Source organism: Natrinema sp. 1APR25-10V2 (assembly GCF_031626495.1).
Lineage (GTDB): Archaea > Halobacteriota > Halobacteria > Halobacteriales > Natrialbaceae > Natrinema.
In genome coordinates, this window is record NZ_JAMQOJ010000003.1 from 448,480 (window position 1) to 468,206 (window position 19,727).

At 66.7% G+C, this 19,727-nt stretch carries 20 protein-coding genes and 1 tRNA gene; 8 read left to right on the forward strand and 13 right to left on the reverse strand.

The window, feature by feature from the left end; all coding sequences use genetic code 11:
- The first annotated feature begins 307 nt into the window (after nucleotides 1-307).
- From NDO75_RS11635 to NDO75_RS11645, 3 genes are read left to right on the forward strand one after another with little or no spacing between them, the layout of a single operon-like run.
- Nucleotides 308-898 carry a biotin transporter BioY gene (locus NDO75_RS11635; protein ID WP_310906446.1) on the forward strand — a complete coding sequence of 197 codons (591 nt, stop codon included), beginning with the start codon at nucleotides 308-310 and terminating at the stop codon, nucleotides 896-898.
- A 10-nt stretch (nucleotides 899-908) separates the two neighbouring features.
- Nucleotides 909-1,622: an ABC transporter ATP-binding protein gene (locus NDO75_RS11640; protein WP_310906447.1), complete on the forward strand. Its 714-nt coding sequence runs from the start codon at nucleotides 909-911 to the stop codon at nucleotides 1,620-1,622.
- Nucleotides 1,616-2,320 carry an energy-coupling factor transporter transmembrane component T gene (locus NDO75_RS11645; RefSeq protein ID WP_310906448.1) on the forward strand — a complete coding sequence of 235 codons (705 nt, stop codon included), beginning with the start codon at nucleotides 1,616-1,618 and terminating at the stop codon, nucleotides 2,318-2,320. Before NDO75_RS11640 ends, NDO75_RS11645 begins: the two co-directional genes overlap by 7 nt.
- Here NDO75_RS11645 and NDO75_RS11650 read toward each other — a convergent pair.
- The 4 genes from NDO75_RS11650 to NDO75_RS11665 form a co-directional block, all read right to left on the reverse strand.
- Entirely contained in the window at nucleotides 2,317-2,703 is a 387-nt protein-coding gene (locus tag NDO75_RS11650; RefSeq protein ID WP_310906449.1) for a hypothetical protein, read from the reverse strand. The two genes, NDO75_RS11645 and NDO75_RS11650, sit on opposite strands and share 4 nt — an antisense overlap.
- 585 nt (nucleotides 2,704-3,288) lie before the next feature.
- On the reverse strand, nucleotides 3,289-4,530 hold the full coding sequence (locus NDO75_RS11655; RefSeq protein ID WP_310906450.1) for an alkyl sulfatase dimerization domain-containing protein: 1,242 nt from the start codon (nucleotides 4,528-4,530) through the stop codon (nucleotides 3,289-3,291).
- 252 nt (nucleotides 4,531-4,782) lie between these two features.
- Nucleotides 4,783-4,856 (reverse strand) — tRNA-Thr (locus tag NDO75_RS11660).
- A gap of 95 nt (nucleotides 4,857-4,951) precedes the next feature.
- Nucleotides 4,952-5,941 (reverse strand): class I SAM-dependent methyltransferase family protein, encoded by a 990-nt coding sequence (locus NDO75_RS11665; protein WP_310906451.1) that lies wholly within the window; start codon nucleotides 5,939-5,941, stop codon nucleotides 4,952-4,954.
- A 378-nt stretch (nucleotides 5,942-6,319) separates the two neighbouring features.
- Between NDO75_RS11665 and NDO75_RS11670 the strand changes: the two genes are divergently transcribed.
- The 5 genes from NDO75_RS11670 to dph5 all read left to right on the forward strand — a co-directional run bounded on the left by NDO75_RS11670 (nucleotide 6,320) and on the right by dph5 (nucleotide 9,793).
- Nucleotides 6,320-7,096, forward strand: coding sequence for a 2-oxo acid dehydrogenase subunit E2 (locus NDO75_RS11670; protein ID WP_310906452.1), 777 nt, complete (start codon nucleotides 6,320-6,322; stop codon nucleotides 7,094-7,096).
- 166 nt (nucleotides 7,097-7,262) lie between these two features.
- Nucleotides 7,263-7,466 (forward strand): heavy metal-associated domain-containing protein, encoded by a 204-nt coding sequence (locus NDO75_RS11675; protein ID WP_310906453.1) that lies wholly within the window; start codon nucleotides 7,263-7,265, stop codon nucleotides 7,464-7,466.
- Between the two features lie 100 nt (nucleotides 7,467-7,566).
- A complete protein-coding gene (locus NDO75_RS11680) occupies nucleotides 7,567-8,412 on the forward strand; it encodes a DUF2182 domain-containing protein (RefSeq protein ID WP_310906454.1) in 846 nt (281 codons plus the stop codon).
- A 68-nt stretch (nucleotides 8,413-8,480) separates the two neighbouring features.
- Complete coding sequence (locus tag NDO75_RS11685) at nucleotides 8,481-8,900, forward strand: Rieske 2Fe-2S domain-containing protein (protein WP_310906455.1); 420 nt, start codon at nucleotides 8,481-8,483, stop codon at nucleotides 8,898-8,900.
- A gap of 68 nt (nucleotides 8,901-8,968) precedes the next feature.
- Nucleotides 8,969-9,793: a diphthine synthase gene (gene dph5 / locus NDO75_RS11690; RefSeq protein ID WP_310906456.1), complete on the forward strand. Its 825-nt coding sequence runs from the start codon at nucleotides 8,969-8,971 to the stop codon at nucleotides 9,791-9,793.
- 75 nt (nucleotides 9,794-9,868) lie between these two features.
- Here dph5 and NDO75_RS11695 read toward each other — a convergent pair whose 3' ends face one another.
- The 9 genes from NDO75_RS11695 to ilvB all read right to left on the reverse strand — a co-directional run bounded on the left by NDO75_RS11695 (nucleotide 9,869) and on the right by ilvB (nucleotide 19,521).
- Nucleotides 9,869-11,125: an MFS transporter gene (locus tag NDO75_RS11695; protein WP_310906457.1), complete on the reverse strand. Its 1,257-nt coding sequence runs from the start codon at nucleotides 11,123-11,125 to the stop codon at nucleotides 9,869-9,871.
- A 39-nt stretch (nucleotides 11,126-11,164) separates the two neighbouring features.
- The gene (leuB, locus tag NDO75_RS11700; protein WP_310906459.1) at nucleotides 11,165-12,145 is read right to left on the reverse strand and encodes a 3-isopropylmalate dehydrogenase; all 981 of its coding nucleotides are present in this window, start codon (nucleotides 12,143-12,145) and stop codon (nucleotides 11,165-11,167) included.
- Between the two features lie 397 nt (nucleotides 12,146-12,542).
- Nucleotides 12,543-13,457, reverse strand: a complete 915-nt coding sequence (locus tag NDO75_RS11705) for an EamA family transporter (protein ID WP_310906460.1) — start codon at nucleotides 13,455-13,457, stop codon at nucleotides 12,543-12,545.
- 178 nt (nucleotides 13,458-13,635) lie between these two features.
- A complete protein-coding gene (leuD, locus tag NDO75_RS11710) occupies nucleotides 13,636-14,277 on the reverse strand; it encodes a 3-isopropylmalate dehydratase small subunit (protein WP_310906461.1) in 642 nt (213 codons plus the stop codon).
- Complete coding sequence (gene leuC / locus NDO75_RS11715) at nucleotides 14,274-15,695, reverse strand: 3-isopropylmalate dehydratase large subunit (protein WP_310906462.1); 1,422 nt, start codon at nucleotides 15,693-15,695, stop codon at nucleotides 14,274-14,276. Before leuC ends, leuD begins: the two co-directional genes overlap by 4 nt.
- Complete coding sequence (locus NDO75_RS11720; protein ID WP_310906463.1) at nucleotides 15,692-15,988, reverse strand: hypothetical protein; 297 nt, start codon at nucleotides 15,986-15,988, stop codon at nucleotides 15,692-15,694. Before NDO75_RS11720 ends, leuC begins: the two co-directional genes overlap by 4 nt.
- Before the next feature lie 14 nt (nucleotides 15,989-16,002).
- Nucleotides 16,003-17,058, reverse strand: coding sequence for a ketol-acid reductoisomerase (gene ilvC, locus NDO75_RS11725; RefSeq protein ID WP_310906464.1), 1,056 nt, complete (start codon nucleotides 17,056-17,058; stop codon nucleotides 16,003-16,005).
- Nucleotides 17,051-17,710: an acetolactate synthase small subunit gene (ilvN, locus tag NDO75_RS11730; protein ID WP_310906465.1), complete on the reverse strand. Its 660-nt coding sequence runs from the start codon at nucleotides 17,708-17,710 to the stop codon at nucleotides 17,051-17,053. Before ilvN ends, ilvC begins: the two co-directional genes overlap by 8 nt.
- Nucleotides 17,707-19,521 (reverse strand): biosynthetic-type acetolactate synthase large subunit, encoded by a 1,815-nt coding sequence (gene ilvB, locus NDO75_RS11735; protein ID WP_310906466.1) that lies wholly within the window; start codon nucleotides 19,519-19,521, stop codon nucleotides 17,707-17,709. Before ilvB ends, ilvN begins: the two co-directional genes overlap by 4 nt.
- Nucleotides 19,522-19,727: the final 206 nt, after the last annotated feature.

Below are 19,727 nucleotides of genomic sequence, written 5' to 3' on the forward strand. Positions count from 1 at the left end.
TCCCATCACGGGGCCAAACGATCGCATAAGACCGCCGGTCGTTTCGGTTAGCGGACCGAGACAATTCGGTATTACCGCGGCCCATTGGTCGACCGGCTGTCGCAGACGACCGATCGACACCCGTGTGTACCGTCTCCGACGGGTCGGGACTCGAGCGAAACCGTCACCGAAACTGAGAGGAAGCGTTCTGTTTCGTCTCGGCCTCGAGCGAGAACGGAGCCGAAGCCCGTCGAAGCGACATGTCGTTTCACTTACTTTATATCTCGGAAACCGAAGTTTTGATCCCGGTTTACGGGAGAGCGAGAGTATGGCAACAGAAGAGAGTTCGATCGATCGCGTAGACGACGTCGTCGTCCGACAGTTCGCTCGAGCGGCAGTCCTCGCGGCGCTGATCGGTGCGTCAGTGCTGGTCACGATCCCGGTTCCCATCGCCGGCGCACCGCCGATCACGCTGCAGGTGCTGTTCGTCTTCCTGGCCGGGCTCGTTCTGGGTCCCGTCTGGGGGGCCGCGTCGCTCGTCCTGTATCTCGTGGCGGGCGGAGTCGGCGTTCCGGTGTTCGCCGGTATGAACAGCGGACTCGGCGTCCTGATCGGGTACTCCGGCGGCTACCTGTGGTCGTACCCGGTCGCCGCGGCGCTGATCGGCGCCATCGTCCACCGTGGGACGACGCTGCGCGATCTACGCGACGTATCGCTCCCGGTCATCGTCAGTGCACTCGTCGTGGCCACGCTCGTCATCTACAGCATGGGTGCGGCGTACATGGCCTGGGTTCTCGATATGGGGGCGTGGGAAGCCGTCACTGCCGGCGTGCTCCCGTTCATCCCGGGCGAGATCCTCAAGATGGCCGCCGCGGTCGCCATCGTCCGATCCGGTCGTATCACACCGGTGCGATCGTGACGACGGGACGATGATCGAGTTTCGGTCGGTCTCACACGCGTTCGACGACGTTCCCGTCCTCGAGGACGTCTCGCTGTCGATCGACGACGGCGAATTCGTCCTGCTAGCCGGGGCAAACGGCAGCGGGAAGACCACGCTGCTGCGCCACTGCAACGGCCTCCTCGAGCCCGATTCCGGTGACGTGTTCGTCGACGGAACGCCGGTCGCCGAGGACCTGATCGCCGCCCGCTCGAACGTCGGCATGGTCTTCCAGCACCCGCGCGATCAGTTCGTCGCCGCGACCGTCGGTGCGGACGTCGCCTTCGGCCCCGAAAACCTCGGACTGGCACGCGAGGAGATCGACCGCCGCGTCGCGGCCGCGCTCGAGGCGGTCAACATGGTCGGTCGGGACGACGAGCGGATCGACGCCCTTTCGGGTGGTGAACAGTCCCGCGTCGCCATCGCGGGCGCGCTCGCGATGGAGCCGACCCACCTCGTCCTCGACGAACCGTTCACCGGACTGGACGACCCCGCGCGCCGGTCGGTCCTCGAACGCCTCGAGGCGCTGGCGGCCGACGGAACGGGCGTCCTGCTCGCGACGCACGACCTACGGGACGTGCTGGGGCTGGCCGACCGGGTGATCGCCATGCGCGATGGCCGCGTCGCCGTCGACGGCCCGCCCGCGGACGCACTGGACGCACTCGGGGGGCTCGAGGTGCGAGTGCCCGACGCCACACGATGCTGACCTACGAACCCGGCGAGAGCCTCGCCCACCGGCTCGATCCGCGGTCCAAGCTGGCGGTCCAGATGGGCTTCGCCGCCACCGCGCTGGCGCATCCGACGCCGCGTGCACTCCTCGCGCTCTCGGGCCTCGCGGTTGTCGCGATGGCTGTGGCGCGGGTATCTTTCCGTCGGACCCTCGTCGCGTACCGGGTCGCCCTGTTCGTCCTCGCGATCGCACCGCTGCTCGCCGGCATCACGCTCGGGGCGCCCTGGTTCGATCGGTCGGCTGCCGTCGCCTCCGGGCTGGCGAGCTACCGGGTGCTGCTCATCCTCCTCGTCAGCGCCGCCTACGTTCGATCGACCCCGGTGCGGGACTCTCGAGCGGCGATTCAGCGGACGATCCCCGGCAAGCCGGGGCAGCTCCTCGGCGTCGGAGTCGGGCTCGTCTTCCGCTTTCTTCCCGTGCTCCGCGGCGATTTACGGACGATCCGCGACGCGATGGCCGCCCGATTGGGCACCGAACGCGGCGCCGTCGACCGCGCCAGCACGATAGGGATCCTCGGGATCACGCGCACGTTCGATCGGGCCGATCGGCTCTCGCTCGCGCTCCAGGCGCGGTGTTTCGCGTGGAATCCCACGCTCCCGTCGCTCTCGTTTTCCCGCATCGACTATCCCGTTCTCGCCCTCGCCGTCGCCCTCGCGCTCTCCGCGTTCTACTAGTCGGTCTCGAACTCGACCGTCTCGATCTCTGCGATCTGATTTTCGATCGACTCCTCGACTGGTTCGACGCGCTCGACGTCCCCGATCTCGCTGACGATTTCGATGGCAGCCGGAATCGCCCGGAAGTCGACGATTTGCGCGCCGGATCGCTCCTCTTCTGCTCGATCGTGACGGCGGCTCTCGACTGCCTCGAGTCGCGCGATACCCTCCCCGTCGACCGCGAAGCGGAACTGCGGCGCACCGTAGGTGACCCGCTTTTTGCCCACGTTCGTCTCGTGGGTCGTTTCGTAGCTCAGTCGGAGGTCGACGTGCTCGAGTCGGCCCGCGTGATCGTACGACGCCGACACGTCGTCGACCGTCACTGTCAGTTCCCGCGAGGTCATGTCACCTACACGATCCGGTGCGGTTAAAATAGTTAGCACGTCACGAACACCGATCCGCTAGTCGGGATCGGTTACGACGCCGGTCCAAATTTATTTGGGGCCACTGCTATGCCCACCGAGTGCTTTCGAACGAGTACGGCAGGAAGCCATATCATCACCTGCGCCATACACGCACGGTCCTGCCGTCGTACCCCCCACTTCCCCTTTCGTGCCGGCTCCGACTGTCTTCAGCCGTTGCCATCCGCCGAATCACTTCGTATCAGCGGTTCGAACCCGTTTCTGTAGCGATCTCAGTTCGTATCGCTCTCAGCGATCGATCGACCAGCATGGGGTCCCGCTTCGTCCGATTTGCTATCGTACTATGTAGTTTATGTCGCCTCGGGGGCGACGAACCTGCACCGATGGCTGCCCGACGGAAAGCGACCGAAACCGCTCGAAAGCACCGCTCTGGACGGTGTGTGGCCGATCTCTCGCCAGAAGAGGACACGCCAGTAATCGCCCGTGGTCTGGCCTTCGATGGAGGACTGCGAAAGCGCCGGGGTTCGGTCAGTCAGAGCGGTCTGCCTCCGAACCCTCGGGGACCGTCTATCGGAACGGTCTGCCTTCTCTGGCGTACGCGGCCGCGGACTGATAGAGGTTGGTCGACATCAGGCTCGCCTCGGCCGCTGCGCGTTCCTCGTACAGTTCGGCGGCCGCTTCTCGGACGGTTTCGTCCGCCGGAGCGGCCTCCAACGCGTAATCGACGAGATGCGTCGCCCGGCGATAGTCCCCGTCCGAGATCAGTTCCTCGGCGCGCTCGAGCAACGCGTCCGGACCACCAGCCAGCGCCGCGATCTCCTCGGCCTGGCCATCGCGGGTGGCGGGCTTCAGGTCGCTCGGTCGCCCGTTCCACCAGCCGCCGTAGCGTCGGATCAGGTTCCGGACGATGAACTCGCTCTCGTCGTAGATCTCCTCGAGCCAGGGCGACTCCGTGTCGGGCGCGTCGACCGCGTGAACGATGTCAGTGTGGGGCGGCGAGCCGTCGTTGAGCGCCTCGATCGTCTGATCGACGATCGACTCCAAGTAGGCGGCCGTCTCCTCGAGGCGCGTCCGAATCGCCGCGGAATCGTCGACGACGGCGCTCCCGTGTCCGGGGCAGAGGTGGGTCGGCTCGAGGACAGCGATCTCGCGCAGCGTTTCGGCCCACTCCTCCGGATACCGCTGGACCTTCTGGGGGTTGCCGGCGTTCGGCGACATCGAGATGAAGAAGTCGCCGGTACAGACGACGTCCCGATCGGGGCAGTACACCCAACTGTGATCGTCGGTCTCCCCGCGGCCGTGGCGGATCTCGAAGGCCGTGTCGCCGACCTCGATCGTGAGTTCGTCGTCGTAGAACGTGTCCGGTGTGAGATCCGGCGCCCGGAAGTTCGTATCCTCCTCGTACCACTCGTCGGCCGCCGAAACGGCACCGCCGAACTGTCGGGCGTTGATCGCCTCGTTGTGGCCGGTGGTCCGCTCGTATCGCGCCCAGCGTTCGGGCATCGCCTCGTGGGCGATGATCCGCGGCCGGTCCTGGTCGTCGGTGAGGAAGTGTCGTAACCCGTGGACGTGGTCGGCGTGTCCGTGCGTGAATATCGCCGTGTGGACCGGCCGGTCGGTGAACTCGCGGAGCGAATCGTTCAGTTTCGGACCGAGTTCGCCGAGTCCCGAGTCGACCAGCACGAGGCCGTCGGCGGTCTCGAACGCGGTTACGGCGCTGAATTGCGAGATGAAGTACGTGCGCTCGGTTATCTCGGTCGGCTCGTCGACCCAGCCGATATCGCGGTAATCCGTGGCATCATCGGACATAGCTCAGCACTACTGACGTATCGTCAAATAGCTTCGGTGTGAGTTGACGTATCGCGGAAAGGGCTCGTCGCTCCCGTGGTGTGCTCGTTCATCGCCTCCGTCACCACTCGAGCGCGGTCGTCGCTCCCGGATTTGCTCGTAGCGACCGACAGCGGTGGAGGGATCTGAACCGCGATCGCAGCGAAGCTGCTCCCTGATTCAAATCCGCCACGGCTTGCTTCGCTCCTCACGTGGTGTTCGTCGCAGAAGACAAGCCGGTGGAGGGATTTGAACCCTCGACCTAATCCTTACGAAGGATTCGCTCTGCCAGTCTGAGCTACACCGGCACTTCGCGTTTATTCGTAGGACCGATACCAGCCATAAGGGTTGCGAATCGATCCAGTCGTGGGATGGGATTACGCGCCTCGAGACGGTCCGCGGATCACCGCTCGAGTCGCACGTCCAGACAGACGTTCAGCTCGTGGGGCGCGTAGGATCGAACGGTGTGGCGGGTTTCGACGGTGACCTCGTATTCCGGCTCGGCGGCCGCGCGGATCGCACGCTCGCCCGGGCCGAAGGGGTCGTCCTCGTGCTGGATGTCGTAGTAGTGGATGACGCAGTCGTCCCCGGCCAACGTGACGGCCGACTCGAGGAACTCGTCGGCGCTGTGGGGGAGGTTCATCACGATGCGGTCGGCCCAGCCGTCGTAGTCGGCGGCCACGTCGCGCACGTCGCCACAGATCGCGGTCACGCTGTCCGCGACCCCGTTTCGTCGAGCGTTCTCGCGCAGGTAGTCGATGGCCTCGGCGTTGATGTCGACGCCGACGCAGTCCGCGCCGCGTTTCGCGAACGGGACGACGAACGGGCCGACCCCGGCGAACATGTCGAACGCGCGTTCGTCGGCCGCGACCTGCTGAGCGACGCGATGGCGCTCGGTCGCGAGCCGCGGCGAGAAGTAGACGGTCGCGAGATCCAGCAGAAACTCGCAGCCGTACTCGCGGTGGACGACCTCCGTGTCCTCGCCGGCGAGCAACTCCCAGTCGCGCACGCGCGTCTCGCCTTTGACCTTCGAGGCCTTGTTCAGCACCGTCTCCACGGGGAGATCCGACTCGAGAACGGCGTCGGCGATCTCGCGCGCGCGATCGGGGTCGTCTTCGTCGACGAGCGCGGCTCTGCCGAGCCGTTCGTAGGAGGGCTCGAACGGGAGGAGATCCGCGGGGGTCGTCTGCGTCTCGCGTTCGTCGACCGTGCGGCTGACGATCGCGGCGTCCTCGAGCGCCGCTCGGGCCGCGTCGGCGTCGGATACCGGGATGTAGAGCCAGCCGTCCTCGACCGCGATCTCGTACGCGTCGTCGATCAGGTCCGCCTCGGCGAGCCTCGTGCGCGTCGCTTCCCCGGCCTCGCGCGCGACGCGGACGCACGGCACTTCCATACGCGAACTGGCCGGTGGGCCGCCGTAACGCTGACGTTTTCGCTGGCGTGCTCGAGGCCGAACATCGTGAATAAACCGTAAGATGATATATCGAATCTGCCTGATGGAGACGACGCCGTCGCCGACGGTCTTCGATAGACGGGGCGGATGGTCGGTTCTCGAGCGGACTGAGACGACGCTCACGGGGTCGCGCTGCGTAGACAGTACGGATTCAACGGAACGAGGGAGGGGTTGCCCCGTCGATCAGTCGTCGCTGATACGACCTCGAGCACGATCGGCTGTCGTTCGAACGCCGAGTACTCGCCATCGACGGATCCCGGTGGGGAGAGCCTGCGCGCCCGGGACAAACACGATGACCCTCGGTGAGGTACGTTTCGCATGACAGACGACGGCGAATCGACCGCGTCCGTTCCGTTACAGCGCCGCGGCACGATCGACTACATGCGAATGGCCGGGAAGCGAAGCGACGTTCACGGACTCGTCGAGTGTGACGTGACCAATGTCAGACGGCGCATCGATGAACGAACGGAGAACACGGGGGTACGACTGTCGTTCACAGCGTTTCTCGTGCATTGTCTGGCTCAAGCTCTCGACGATCACCCGCACGTCCACGCATACACCGACTGGCGGGGACGCAGCGTCCGGTTCGACGACGTGGACGTGAACGTGCTGATCGAACGGGAACTCGAGGGAACCCGCATCGCCGTTCCGCACGTCATCAGAGCGGCGAATCGGCGGTCTCTCCTGTCGATTCACGACGAGATTCGAACCGCCCAGACGGATCCGGACGAGGGCAGACAAACGCGAGCGAGTTCCGTCGGCCTTCGACTCCCCGGATTCCTTCGGCGGCAGCTGTGGCGACTGCCGCAGGTGTTTCCCCGGCGCTGGAAGCGCATGGCGGGCACCGTCGCTATCACCTCCGTCGGAATGTTTGGGACGGGCGGCGGCTGGGGAATCAGCCCGACGAACTACACGCTTCAGCTGACGGTCGGCGGGATCGATCGGAAACCGGGACTCGTCGACGGTGAGATCGAGCCTCGAGACTACCTCTGCCTCACGGTGACGTTCGATCACGATGTCGTCGACGGAGCCCCCGCAGCGCGGTTCGTCCAGCAGTTGACGGAACTCGTCGAAGGAGCACACGGGCTGGAGTGAACGGTAGTGAGTGCGTCTCTCAGCCCGTTCGATAGTCTGCCCGTCGATGGACGTATCTTCCCGGTCGTCCTCGAGCCGCCCGATTCAAGTCTTCGGTAGCGTTTACTCCAGAAAGTATCAACGGTTAGCCAGTTTATATACTGCCGGCTCGTTGCCCGGATGCAGCATGGACGAATACACGCTCGAGGTTCCGGACATGACGTGCGAAGGCTATGAAATAGTGATCACCGGCGCGGTACGGCCGATCGAGGGCGTCGGCACGGTCGACGCCGACGCGGCTGTCGGGCGGGTGACGATCCACGGGGATCCGTCGGCGAAAGCCGAGGCTCGTGACGAAATCGAGCGAGCGGGGTACGACGTGCTCGAATAGTGACGGTCGGTTTCCCCCTATCGAGCAGTCGAAATTCGACGGTTGCTCCGATCCAACTGCTCTTGCCGATTCGTCGTCCGGGGTCGCGGGTGATCGTTCGATGAGCGTCTCGCTCCGATCCAGGCTCGAGGGCGCGACGGACGGGCTGTCGGTCGATCTCGACCGGACGACCGCCGTCGTCGCCGCGATGCTCGGCATCGACGCGGTCTGGTGGCTGCTGCTGTACGGCGGCCACGTCCCGATGCCGGGGATGCGGTGGCTGATGATGACTGCCGAAATCCCGATGCCCGCGCCCGGCGCGATGGAGCGTGCGGTCTTCCACGTCGGGACGCTCGAGGCGGTCGTCGGCTACGCCGTCATGTGGGGCGTGATGATGTGGGCGATGATGCAGCCGGCGATGACGCGGTTCACTCGTGAGTACACCGCTGCGTATCGGGGGTCGGCTGCCGGCGCGGCGCGGGCACTGGTCGCTTTCCTCGGCGGGTACTACGTCGTCTGGCTGGCCTCGGCCTGCGTGCCGTTGCTGTACGACGTCGTGCTGCCGGGGGGTATCTACGGGCTCACCCGCGAGCACACTCCGTTCGTCATCGGCGGCGTCCTCCTACTGACGGGAATCTACCAGCTCTCGCGGTTCAAGCGGTCGCGCCTGCGGACGTGCTGTGCCGCCGTCGAACCCCACTCGGACGGCGCGCTGGGGGCGATTCGAATCGGGGTACACCACGGCGTCCAGTGCGTCCTCACGTGTTTCGGCGTCTTCTTCCTCGCGATGATCTTCTTCGGCGAGATGAACCTCGTCTGGATGGTCGCACTGACGGCCGTCGTAACGATCGAGCGCCTCCCGACCTGGGGCGAAGAACTGGCAGTCGGAACCGGTGTCCTCTCGCTCGTCGCGGGTCTTCTCGTGCTCCTGATGCGACCTGACCTTCCGATTGCGTTCGCGCTCTGAGACGCCAGGTCCGGCGACGCCCCTCGTCGGGAGCGTTTTCCGTTCGACGCGTATACTATCGGCCGGCAATGAGCGAGCGAACGCGACTCACGACCGTCGAGACGGTCCACGAGGATCGGTCGTGGCTGTTCACCTTCGAAGACGAGTACGGCGAGGAAGACGAAGCCATCCTCGTTCCCTGCGACGACGGCGTCGAAGCGTGGATCAACCGCTGTACGCACGAGGCCCAGCGGTTCGATACGGGCCGCGGCGCGGCGATGCGCGACGGACAGATCATCTGTCCGAAACACGGCTCGATGTTCGACACCTGTTCCGGTTACTGCGACAACGGCGAGGCGGCCGATACGACGCTTCCCGCTGTCGACGTCGCCGTCACCGACGGCGTCGTCTATCTCACCGACGACGATGCGACGTTCCTCCACGAGGGTGGGACCGACGAGGGAGACGATGACGACGGTCCCACATCGACCTCCCACATCGGGTTCTGATCGCGCTTCGATGTGCCATCCACGGGCATCTCGAAAGCGTATTCCCCCCGCTGGGAGTACGACCGCCCATGCTCACCTTCATCGGCCTCGGCCTCTACGACGAGCGGTCGATCACCGTCGAGGGCCGCGACGCCCTGCGGGCGGCTGACCGCGTCTACGCCGAATTCTACACCAGCAGGCTGATCGGGACGACGATCGAGGATCTCGAGTCCGCCCACGACATCGACATCGACGTCCGGGATCGAGCAGGCGTCGAACAGCACCCCGAGGACATGCTCGAGGCGGCCGCAAGCGAGGACGTGGCCTTCCTGACGGCGGGCGATACGATGATCTCGACGACCCACGTCGACCTCCGCTTGCGGGCCCACGACCGCGGGATCGAGACGCGAGTGATCCACGGCGTCACGGCCCAGACGGCGACCAGTTCCCTGACCGGGCTCCAGAACTACCGGTTCGGGAAAGCGACCACGCTGCCGTTTCCCTACGCCCACGGAGCCGACGGCCTCCCCGCGAGCGTGACCGAGACGATCGACGCGAACCGCGCCGACGGGCTTCACACGGTCGTCTATCTGGATATCAAGGTCGGACAGGGCCCGACCAGCAGTCAGAACGCGGAGCGTTCTGACGACAAAGCCGAACGTGAGGAGTACATGACCGCCGACGCGGGTGCCGAACTCCTCGCCGAGGCGTATCCCGACCTCGTGGGCGTCGTCGTCGCCCGCGCCGGAAGCCCGGACCCGCTCGTCGAGGCCGGGACGATGTCGGAACTCGCGGAGCGAGAGTTCGGCGACCCCCTCCATCTGCTCGTCGTGCCGGGCGAGTGTCACCTGCTCGAGGCCGACGCGCTGGTCGAACTCGCGGGCGCCGACCGGGAGGCGCTCGATATCGCGTAACTACTCGAGAGCCGTCTCGAGGCAGTCCGTTCCGACGGTTCGGCGTTCGTCCAGTCGAACCGGCCGTCGGGCCCGTCAGTCGTCCGCAGCGACGCCGTCGGGGGACCGCCGCCCGGAGCGGCGGCGGAGCGTCCCGCCGATGAGGGCGGCGACCGCGGCACAGGCGGCGACGAAGACGAACAGCGCCGTCGACGTCGATCGCGTCAGGATGAGGCCGGCCAGCGACGACCCGAGTGCACCGACGCCGAAGATCGCCGTGTAGGAGTAGCCGAAGGAGAGCCCCCTCGCGCCGGCCGGGGTGTACGCCGAGATCGCCTCCTGATTGATCGGCGCGATCGTGAAGGCGAGAAAGCCGAGCAGCCCGGCGACGACCAGCAGCGGCGCGAGCCCCGCGTTCGCCGCCGGAACGAACGCGAGCGCGATCGCCGAAAGCGCCGCGTAACCGCCGAGCAGGGCGGTCTCGATCTGGACGCGATCGGCGACGAGCCCCCCAACGTACTGGCCGAGGCCGCCGACGAGCAGCAGTCCGGAGTAGACGTACTGACTCGGCTCGAACGACCGCCCTGCCAGCGCCACCGGCTCGAACAGCGGCAGCCCCGCCAGAATATCGGGCAAGAACGTGAACGTCCCCCGGTAGTACAGTCCGTAGAGGATGCCGGTCGCGAACACCAGCGCGAACCCGCCGGTGAAGAGCAGCCGCGAACTGGCGACGAACGCCGCGAGGCTCTCGGGCTGCTCTCTGCGGGCTTCGTCGCCCGCATCGCGAGCGTCGGCGCCGGCGGTTTCGTCGAACTCGAGGCGCGCGCCGACGACCGCCGCCGCGAGGACCGGCACGAGGAGCAGGGCGGCGACGGTCCGCCAGCCGACGAACGCGAGCAGGATCGCCGCGAGCAGCGGGCCGGTCGCGACGCCGACGTTGCCCGCCGCGCCGTGGTACGCGAAGGCGGCCCCCCGCTCTTTCGCGCCGCGACTGAGCAGGGCCAGTCCGGCCGGGTGGTAGAGGCTCGCCGCTGCACCCCACAGCAACAGCCCGACCGCGAGCACCGCGAGCGTCGGCGCGACACTGATCAGCGCGAACGAGCCGGCCATCCCGAGCAGGCAGGCTACCACGAGTCGCTTCGACCCCACCCGATCGGCGAGCAGGCCGCTCGGCAGCGCGCCGATCCCCACCAGCGCGTAGCTCGCGCCGACGACCGCACCGAGAAACGCCGGCGTCGTCGAAAACGCCTCGAGCCAGACGACGACGAAGATCGGGATCACCAGCTCGTAGGTGTGAAAGGTCGCGTGGCCGAGCATGGCGAACGCGGTTATCGCCCTGTCGTTTCGGTCCATTCGAAAACGGTTGATGCGTCGATTGCGGTCTGCGAGTCGCTACAGCCGGTCGATGACCGCTTCAGTCATGTCCTCGGTCGAGGCGTCACCGCCCAGATCGGGCGTGCGCGGTCCGTCTTCGAGCGTCGCCTCGACGGCCGCGTTGACGTCGTCGGCCTGCTCGTCGTAGCCGAGGTACTCGAGCAGCATGGCGGCCGAGATGATCGTCGCGGCCGGGTTCGCGACGCCCTCGCCGGCGATGTCGGGCGCGGTGCCGTGGACGGGCTCGAACAGCGCGCGGTCGGGGCCGATGTTGGCCGAGGGGAGCAGGCCGAGCCCGCCGACGAGGCCGGCGGCCAGATCCGAGAGCACGTCGCCCGCGAGGTTCGGACAGACGATCACGTCGAACTGCTCGGGGTCGAGACAGACTCGCGTCGCGAAGGCGTCCATCAGCACCTGATCGGTCTCGACGCCGTGGTCGTCGGCGACGCGCTTGACCGTATCGCGGAAGAGGCCGTCCGTCTCGCGCATGACGTTTGCCTTGTGGACGATCGAGAAGCCGTCGTGTTCGTCCCCGGCGACGTAGTCGCAGGCGAACTCCGCGAGGCGTTCGGAGGCTGATTCGGTGACGACCCGCGTCAGCGTCGAGACGTCCTCGGTCAGCCGATCCTCGTGGCCCGCATAGACGCCCTCGGTGTTCTCGCGGAGGAAAACCAGGTCCGTCTCGGGGCGGACGGCGTCGATCCCCGGGTACGCCTTCGCCGGCCGGACGTTGACGAACGAGTCGACAGCCTCTCGGAGCGGCAGGATCACGTCCGCGGCCGAGTCGCCGGCCGCGCCGAACAGCGTCGCGTCGGCCGACGCCGCGAGGTCGTACGTTTCCTGGGGGAGCGCCTCGCCCGTCTCTGCTTCGACCGCGTCGCCTGCCTCGCCCTCGACGAACTCGAAGTCGATGTCCAGCGACTCGAGGACATCGATGGCGGCCGGCGTCACTTCCTGCCCGATCCCGTCGCCCGGGATGACGGCGATTTCGTGAGTCATGCCCGAACATCGACGGGGGGCCGAAAAGAGCGTATCGATACCGGTAGCGGCGATCGGCCGAGGACATCGTCGAAGCGCGTCCTCGAGACCGGCGTCTGGCGAACGCGATTCGTCGTCGCTTCGGTCGGTTCCGCGCGGACGTCCTCGCGTTCGAGGGCTAGTACCGGGATACTCGACCCCCGATTCGAGGCCCCGCCGTCTTTTCCGTCGTTACACGCAATCGGACAGTGTCCCACGAGAAGAAACGATGACGGCGAGTCCGTCTTCGGTTTCGGCTCGGCGACGAGGGACGCATCCTCTCGGAGTGCGTCGCCGAGAATCTCCGGATCTGCGGCGAAACTACCGGGCGAGGAGTGGCGTGAGTGTCGCGGTGGGTCAGCGGCGAGCGGACAGGCTGTCAGGGGCTGCCGACGCCGCTCGAGAACCCGACCGCATCGGCGATCGCGTGGCGCTTGAGCAGGACGAAGCCGACGGCGACCAGCGCGAACCCGCCGACCGTCAGCGCGCCGATCGACTCGTCGAGCAGGACGACGCTGGCGACCGTCGCCACGATCGGCACTAGATACCCGATCAGCGCCGCCTCGAACGCGCCGTGTTTCTCGAGGACCCGGAAGTAGATCGTGAACGCGACCGCGGTGGCGAAGACGCCGAGATAGAGCAGGGCGGCCAGCGAGACGGGGCCGACGACGTCGGCGCTGGGAAACTCGCCCGCAGCGAGGCTGACGGTGTGCAAGACGAGGCCGCCGACGAGCATCGACCAGCCGACCAGTGGCAGCTGCTCGAGGGTCGGCCCGGCCCGCTGGATCAGGACGCCGCCGAGCGAGACGCTACAGACCTGCCCGACGATGAGCAGTCGCGCGGCGGTGTCGCCGGCCAACAGGTTCCCCGGATCGGGCTGGACGATGAGGCCGACGCCCAGGAAGCCGGCCGCGGCGCCGACGGCACCGAGCCCCGAAAGCCGCTCGCCCAGCAGCGGGATCGCCCAGAGCGCGGTGATGATTGGGACGAGTCCCTGCAAGATCGCGGCGACGCCGCTCGGCACCGTCTGCTGGCCGAGAAAGAGCAGGCCGTTACCGCCGATCAGAAAGACGCCGCCACCCGCGACGGCCGCCAGATCGTTCCGCGCCGTCGGTCGCCACCGCTCGACCCGGACGACGGCCGCGGTCAGCAACAGGACCGCGGCGATGTCGTAGCGAGCGGCGGCAAAGAGCAACGGCGGGAGCGACTCGAGGCCGATCGAGATCGCGGGGAACGAGAAGCCCCAGAGAACGGCGAGTAACAGGAAAAGCGGTACGTCAAGAGAACGAGACATATCCGTCATTCGGGACAATCTCGGAAGTATCTCGCGATGCCGGTTCGAGCCTGCCGCTTCCGGTGTGATAGCACTGGGCGAGTTGGGGCTCGAGTCGGCTCCCTCGCTCGAGCAGTCGGTGTCGGAACGAACGAGTGCGATAGCCAGGAAAACGAGTCGCGAGCGACTGGGGACGCCGTTATTCGGCGTCGGGAATCGCCGCGGCGTCGACGTAGGGCAGTTCCCGCGCCTTTTCTCGAACAGCGCCGGCGTTGGACTTCATCAGCGCCGTCGTGTCCCAGACGCCCTCGACTAAGGCCTTTCGCTGGGCGTCGTCGACGGTGACGTCGATCGTCCGATCGCCGTAGGTGACTTCCTCTGCCTCGACGTCGATCTCGATCTCACCGTCGGGGTTCGCGTCGACCCAGTCCTGCAGATCCTGGATCGTCTCGCTGTCGGCGGTCACGGTCGGAATGCCGAGCGCCAGGCAGTTACCCGCGAAGATTTCGGCGAAGCTCTCGCCGATGATCGCGTCGATTCCCCAGCGCATCAGCGCCTGAGGCGCGTGTTCGCGCGAGGAGCCACAGCCGAAGTTCGAGTTGACGACCATCACCGACGAGTCCTGGAACCGCTCCTCGTTGAACGGATGGTCCTTCTGGTTGTCGTCGTCGTCGAACCGCAGGTCGAAGAACGCGAACTCGCCGAGGCCGTCGAAGGTGACGACCTTCATGAATCGCGCGGGGATGATCTGGTCCGTGTCGATGTCGTTGCCGCGGATCGGGACGCCCGAGCCAGAGACGTAGTCGACTTCGGGGATTTCGACCTCGTCACTGCCACTCATGCCAGATTCACCTCCTTCAGGTCGCGCACGTCAGAGACCTCGCCGGTGATCGCCGCCGCAGCGACCATTCGGGGACTCATCAGGACGGTCCGGCCGTCCTTCGAGCCCTGCCGGCCGACGAAGTTCCGGTTCGAGGAGGAGGCGCAGGCCTCGTCGCCCTCGAGTTGGTCTTCGTTCATGCCGAGACACATCGAACAGCCGGCGTTGCGCCACTCGAAACCGGCTTCCTCGAAGATGTCTTTCAGGCCTTCTTCCTCGGCGGCCCGCTGGACGCGCTGGCTGCCGGGGACGACCATCGCGCGCACGTCGTCGTCGACTTGCCGGCCCTCGACGATCCGGGCGGCGCGTCGCAGGTCCGGCAAGCGGGCGTTCGTACAGGAGCCGAGGAAGGCGACGTCGATGTCGTAGCCCTCCATCGTGTCGCCGGGCTCGACGCGCATGTGTTCCTGCGCGCGCCGGGCCGTGTCCTGTTTGTCCGCCGGCAGATCCTCAGGTGCTGGAATCGGCTCCGTGACGCCGACGCCCTGACCGGGCGTGGTGCCCCACGTGACGACCGGCTCGAGTTCGTTCGCGTCGATGTGGACGACGTCGTCGTACTCGGCGTCCGCGTCGGATCGAATGGACTCCCAGTACGGCTTGAGTTCGTCGAACTTGGAGGGGTTGTCCTGGAAGTAGTCCGTTTCCTGGAGCCACTCGTAGGTGGTCTCGTCGGGGTTGACGTAGCCCGCGCGGGCGCCGCCCTCGATGGACATGTTACAGATAGACATCCGACCCTCCATGCCCAGATTCTCGATGGCCTCGCCGGCGTACTCGTAGACGTAGCCGACGCCGCCCTCGGTGCCGAGCCGGCGGATGATCTCGAGAATGATGTCCTTCGCTTCGACGCCCTCGCCGAGCTCGCCGTCGACCTGGATCTTGCGGACCTTCTGTTTCTCCATGGCGACGGTGCCCGTCGCGAGCACGTCGCGGATCTGGGAGGTCCCGATGCCGAACGCGAGCGCGCCGAAGGCACCGTGGGTCGAGGTATGCGAGTCGCCGCAGACGATCGTCTTGCCGGGCTGGGTCAGCCCCTGCTCCGGGCCGATGACGTGGACGATCCCCTGATCGCCCGTCGTCGGATCCGAAAAGTCGATGCCGGCCTCGCGGACGTTCTCCTCGAGTTCGGACATCATCTCCTCGGCCGTGTCCTCGGCGTAGGGCCGGGACTGGTCGGCCGTCGGAACGATGTGGTCGACCGTCGCGTGGGTCAGTTCCGGGAAGGCGACCTCGAGGTCGCGCTCGCGGAGCATCCCGAACGCCTGCGGGCTGGTCACCTCGTGAATGAGGTGGAGGCCGACGAACAGCTGATCCTGTCCCGTCGGCAGCGTCGTTACCTTGTGGCGATCCCAGACCTTGTCGTACAGCGTGCCCTCGCTCATTCCTCGTCCTCTACGGCGGTGTTGTCGTGCCGCTCGTGTTCGGTCCCGCGCTCGAAGACGCGGTTCGCGTCGTCGGCCTCGTTCGGCGGCGTGTGATCGACGTCCGCCATCGTGTCGGTCGGTTCGTCGTCTGTGCGTCCGTTCGAATCGGTCGCGGTCCGTTCGCTACGGTCCGTTCCCCCGTCGGCTGCGACGGTCGGGCCGCGATCGAACAGTCGGCCAGCCGTCTCCCCGGTGTGGGGATTGGTGTGGCTGACGTCGGCCATCGTGTCTGTCGTATCGTTGTCGCTCATTGTCGTTGTCGGTCTCAGTCGTCCGCCTGAACCTGGACGGACTCGTCTTCGTTCTCGCTCTCCTCGTCTTCCGCCCACGCGAACAGGTCGCGCAGTCGCGCGCCGACCTGCTCGATCTCGTGGTTCTTCTCGGCCTCCCGAAGCTGGTTGTAACTCGGGCGACCGGCCTGGTTCTCGAGGATCCACTCGCGGGTGAACTCGCCGTTCTGGATCTCCTCGAGCGTCTCCTCCATGTTCTCGCGGACGGTCTCGTCGACGATGCGGTCGCCGCGCGAGAGGCCGCCGTACTCGGCCGTGTCGGAGACGGAATCCCACATCTCGGCGTGGCCGCCCTCGTACATCAGGTCGACGATCAGTTTGAGCTCGTTGAGACACTCGAAGTAGGCGATCTCCGGCGAGTAGCCCGCGTCGACGAGCGTCTCGTAGCCGTGTTTGACCAGCGAGGTGACGCCGCCACAGAGGACGGCTTGCTCGCCGAAGAGGTCGGACTCGACCTCTTCCTGGAACGTCGTCTCGATGACGCCAGCGCGGGTACAGCCGATCCCCTTCGCGTACGCGAGGGCGCGTTCCTCGGCGTCACCCGTCGCGTCCTGGTAGACCGCCAGCAGTCCGGGGGTCCCCTCGTCGTTCTCGTAGTTCCGGCGGACGAGGTGGCCCGGGCTCTTCGGCGCGACCATCGTCACGTCGACGCCCTCCGGGGGCTCGATCTGGTTGTAGTGGATGTTCAGCCCGTGGGCGAACTGCAGCGTGTCGCCCGCCTCGAGGTTGGGCTCGATGGCGTTCTCGTAGACGTCAGCCTGGACGGTGTCGGGCACGAGTACGGAGACGTAGGATGCCTGTGCAACCGCGTCGGCGGGCGTCTCGACGGTCAGCCCGTCGGCCTCGGCGGCGTCTCGCGAGGACGAACTCTCGCGCAGGCCGACGATCACGTCGACCCCGCTCTCCGAAAGGTTCAGCGCGTGGGCGTGGCCCTGGCTCCCGTAGCCGAGCACGGCCACGGTCTCGTCGTCGAGCGTCGATACGTCAGCGTCGTCGTCGTAGTAGATGTCGGTGGTGAATTCGTCAGTCATCGTCAGCTGTCTCTGTGTATGTTTCCTGGTTCGCCCCGTCGGCGGGCTGTGCGGCTTCGGGCGCTGCGGTCTGGTCGGTCCCTCGGGCCAGCGCCGTCGTCCCGGTCCGTGAAATCTCTCGAATGCCGAACTGACTGAAGGTGTCGATCGCGGCCTCGATCTTCTGGCGCGCGCCCGTCACCTCGATCGTCGCCGTCTCCGGGCTCGAGTCGACGGTCTCCCCGTCGTACATGTCCGCGACGGCGGCGACCTCGGCGGGCCGGTCGGCGTTGACCTTGATCAAGGCGAGTTCCCGACGCATCGCGTCGGGCTCGAGTTCGCGCACGGAGATGACCGGCACGAGTTTGCGCAGCTGTTTCTCGACCTGGTCGATACCGGGATCGGGCTCCTCGACGACGATCGTGATCCGTGCGAGGTCCTCGTCCTCGGTCGGGCCGACGGTCAGGCTCTCGATGTTGAACTGCCGCCGGGAGAACAGCCCGGAGACGTCCGAGAGGACGCCGGGCTCGTGTTCGACCAGCGCCGAGATGACGGTGCGCCGGGGTTCGTGGGTGGCTTCGACCTCGGGGTCGATGCGGATGCCCTGTTTGTTGCGTCGACCCCGCGGGGTCGGTCGCTCCTCCGGAGCCGGGCCCTCGAGTCCGCGTTTCATAGCTGATCCTCCGTCAGTGCGAACTGGCCGTTGTCGCCGCCGCTTGGCACCATCGGGTAGACGTTGGCGTCGGGATCGATGTGGACGTCGATCACCGACGGGCCGTCGTAGGAGACCGCTTCCTCGATCGTCTCCGCGACGTCGTCGTAGTCGTCGATCCGGAAGCCCTTCGCGCCGAAGGCCTCGGCGAGCTTGTCGAACTCGGGCATCCAGTGGTAGTCCGAGGCGGAGTGACGGCCCTCGAAGAAGGCGTCCTGCCACTGTCGGACCATGCCGATGTACTCGTTGTTGAGCACGGCGACCGTGATGTCCAGGTTCTCCCGGACGGCGACCGACAGGCCCTGCAGCGTCATCAGGAACGAGCCGTCGCCGTCGATGCAGACGACCTCCTGATCGTCGTCGGCCGCGAGTCGGGCGCCGATCGCCGACGGCAGTCCGTACCCCATCGCGCCGAGGCCGTGGCTCGAGACCCAGGTGCGGGGCTCGGTGTAGGTCCAGTACTGGCAGGCCCACATCTGGTGTTGGCCGACGCCGGTGGTGACGATCGCGCGGTCGCTCGTGGCCTCGTCTAGCGCCTCGACGACGAACTCCGGCTGGACCGGCTCGTCCTCGGGGGCCTCGTAGGCCATCGAATAGTCGGACTTCCACTGCTGGCACTGGGCGCGCCACTTCTTGGCTTCCGGCGAGGAGTCGACGGCGTCGGCCAGCTGTTCGACGACCGTTTCCGCGTCGCCGACCAGCGGGTAGTCCGCGTGGATGTTCTTCGAGATCTCCGCGGGATCGATATCGACGTGGATGAGCTCCGCGTCGGGCGCGAAGGTCTCGATGCCGCCGGTCAGGCGGTCGTCGAACCGGGTGCCGATCCCGATCAGCGTGTCACAGTGCGTGATCGCCATGTTGGCGTAGCCGGTGCCGTGCATCCCGGCCATCTCGAGCGAGAGTTCGTGATCCTCGGGGAAGGCGCCGAGGCCGGGCATCGTGGTGATGACCGGGATCTCGTGTTCGATGGCGAACTCGCGGCAGGCTTCGCTTGCTTCGCCCTTGATGACGCCGCCGCCCAGCAGCATGACGGGCTTGTTCGAGTTCTCGATGCGCTCGGCCGCGGCGTCGACGATCTCGGGGTCGGCCCGCTCCTGCACGTGGTAGGTATCGGGCACTTCCGGCGCGTCGGGTTCGCGGTCGGTCTCGCCTTTGGTGATGTCCTTGGGGAGGTCGACCAGCGTCGGCCCCGGTCGTCCCTCGCGGGCGAGCGCGAACGCCTCGCTGACGTCGCTGCCGACGCGGTCCGGGTCGCTCGAGAAGGTGTTGTCCTTCGTGATCGGCGTCGTGACGCCGGTGGTGTCGGTCTCCTGGAACGCGTCGTTGCCGACGAACTCCGTCGGGACCTGGCCGGTCAGGGCGACCATCGGGTCCGAGTCCATGTCGGCGTCCGCGATGCCGGTGACGAGGTTGGTCGCGCCGGGCCCCGAGGTCGCCAGACAGACGCCCGGCTCGCCCGAGACGATGCCGTAGGCGTCGGCCGCGTGGGCCGCGCCCTGCTCGTGGGCCATCGTCACGTGGTAGATGTCCGAGTCGTAGAGCGCGTCGTAGACGGGCATGATCGCCCCGCCCTGCACGCCGAAGGCGTACTCGACGCCCGCGTTCTCGAGGGCACGGACGACTGCCTCGGCACCCGACGTGACGGGTTCGGTCGTCGTCTCGGTCTCGGCCGCCGATTCCGTCTCGGTGGCCGCGTCGGGCGCGGCGCTATCCGTGATCTGGTCGTCGTCCTGTTCGTCGTCCGGTGTAATCTTTGCTGCGCGTTCGCTCATCGATTGCCTCCTGCCGGTGTGCGGCGATCGGGTGGTGTAGGGTGGTGTGTCATCTGCTGGATTGCTGATCGCTCGGAGAACGATACGGATTCCGGTCCGAAGCTACGAGGTACTGAAGATGGGGCTAGAACGCCCCTACAATACGAATCGGAGCGAGCGCGCCGTTGCCGACCGTGCGAACGCGAGCCGACAGAGGAGCGCTGACC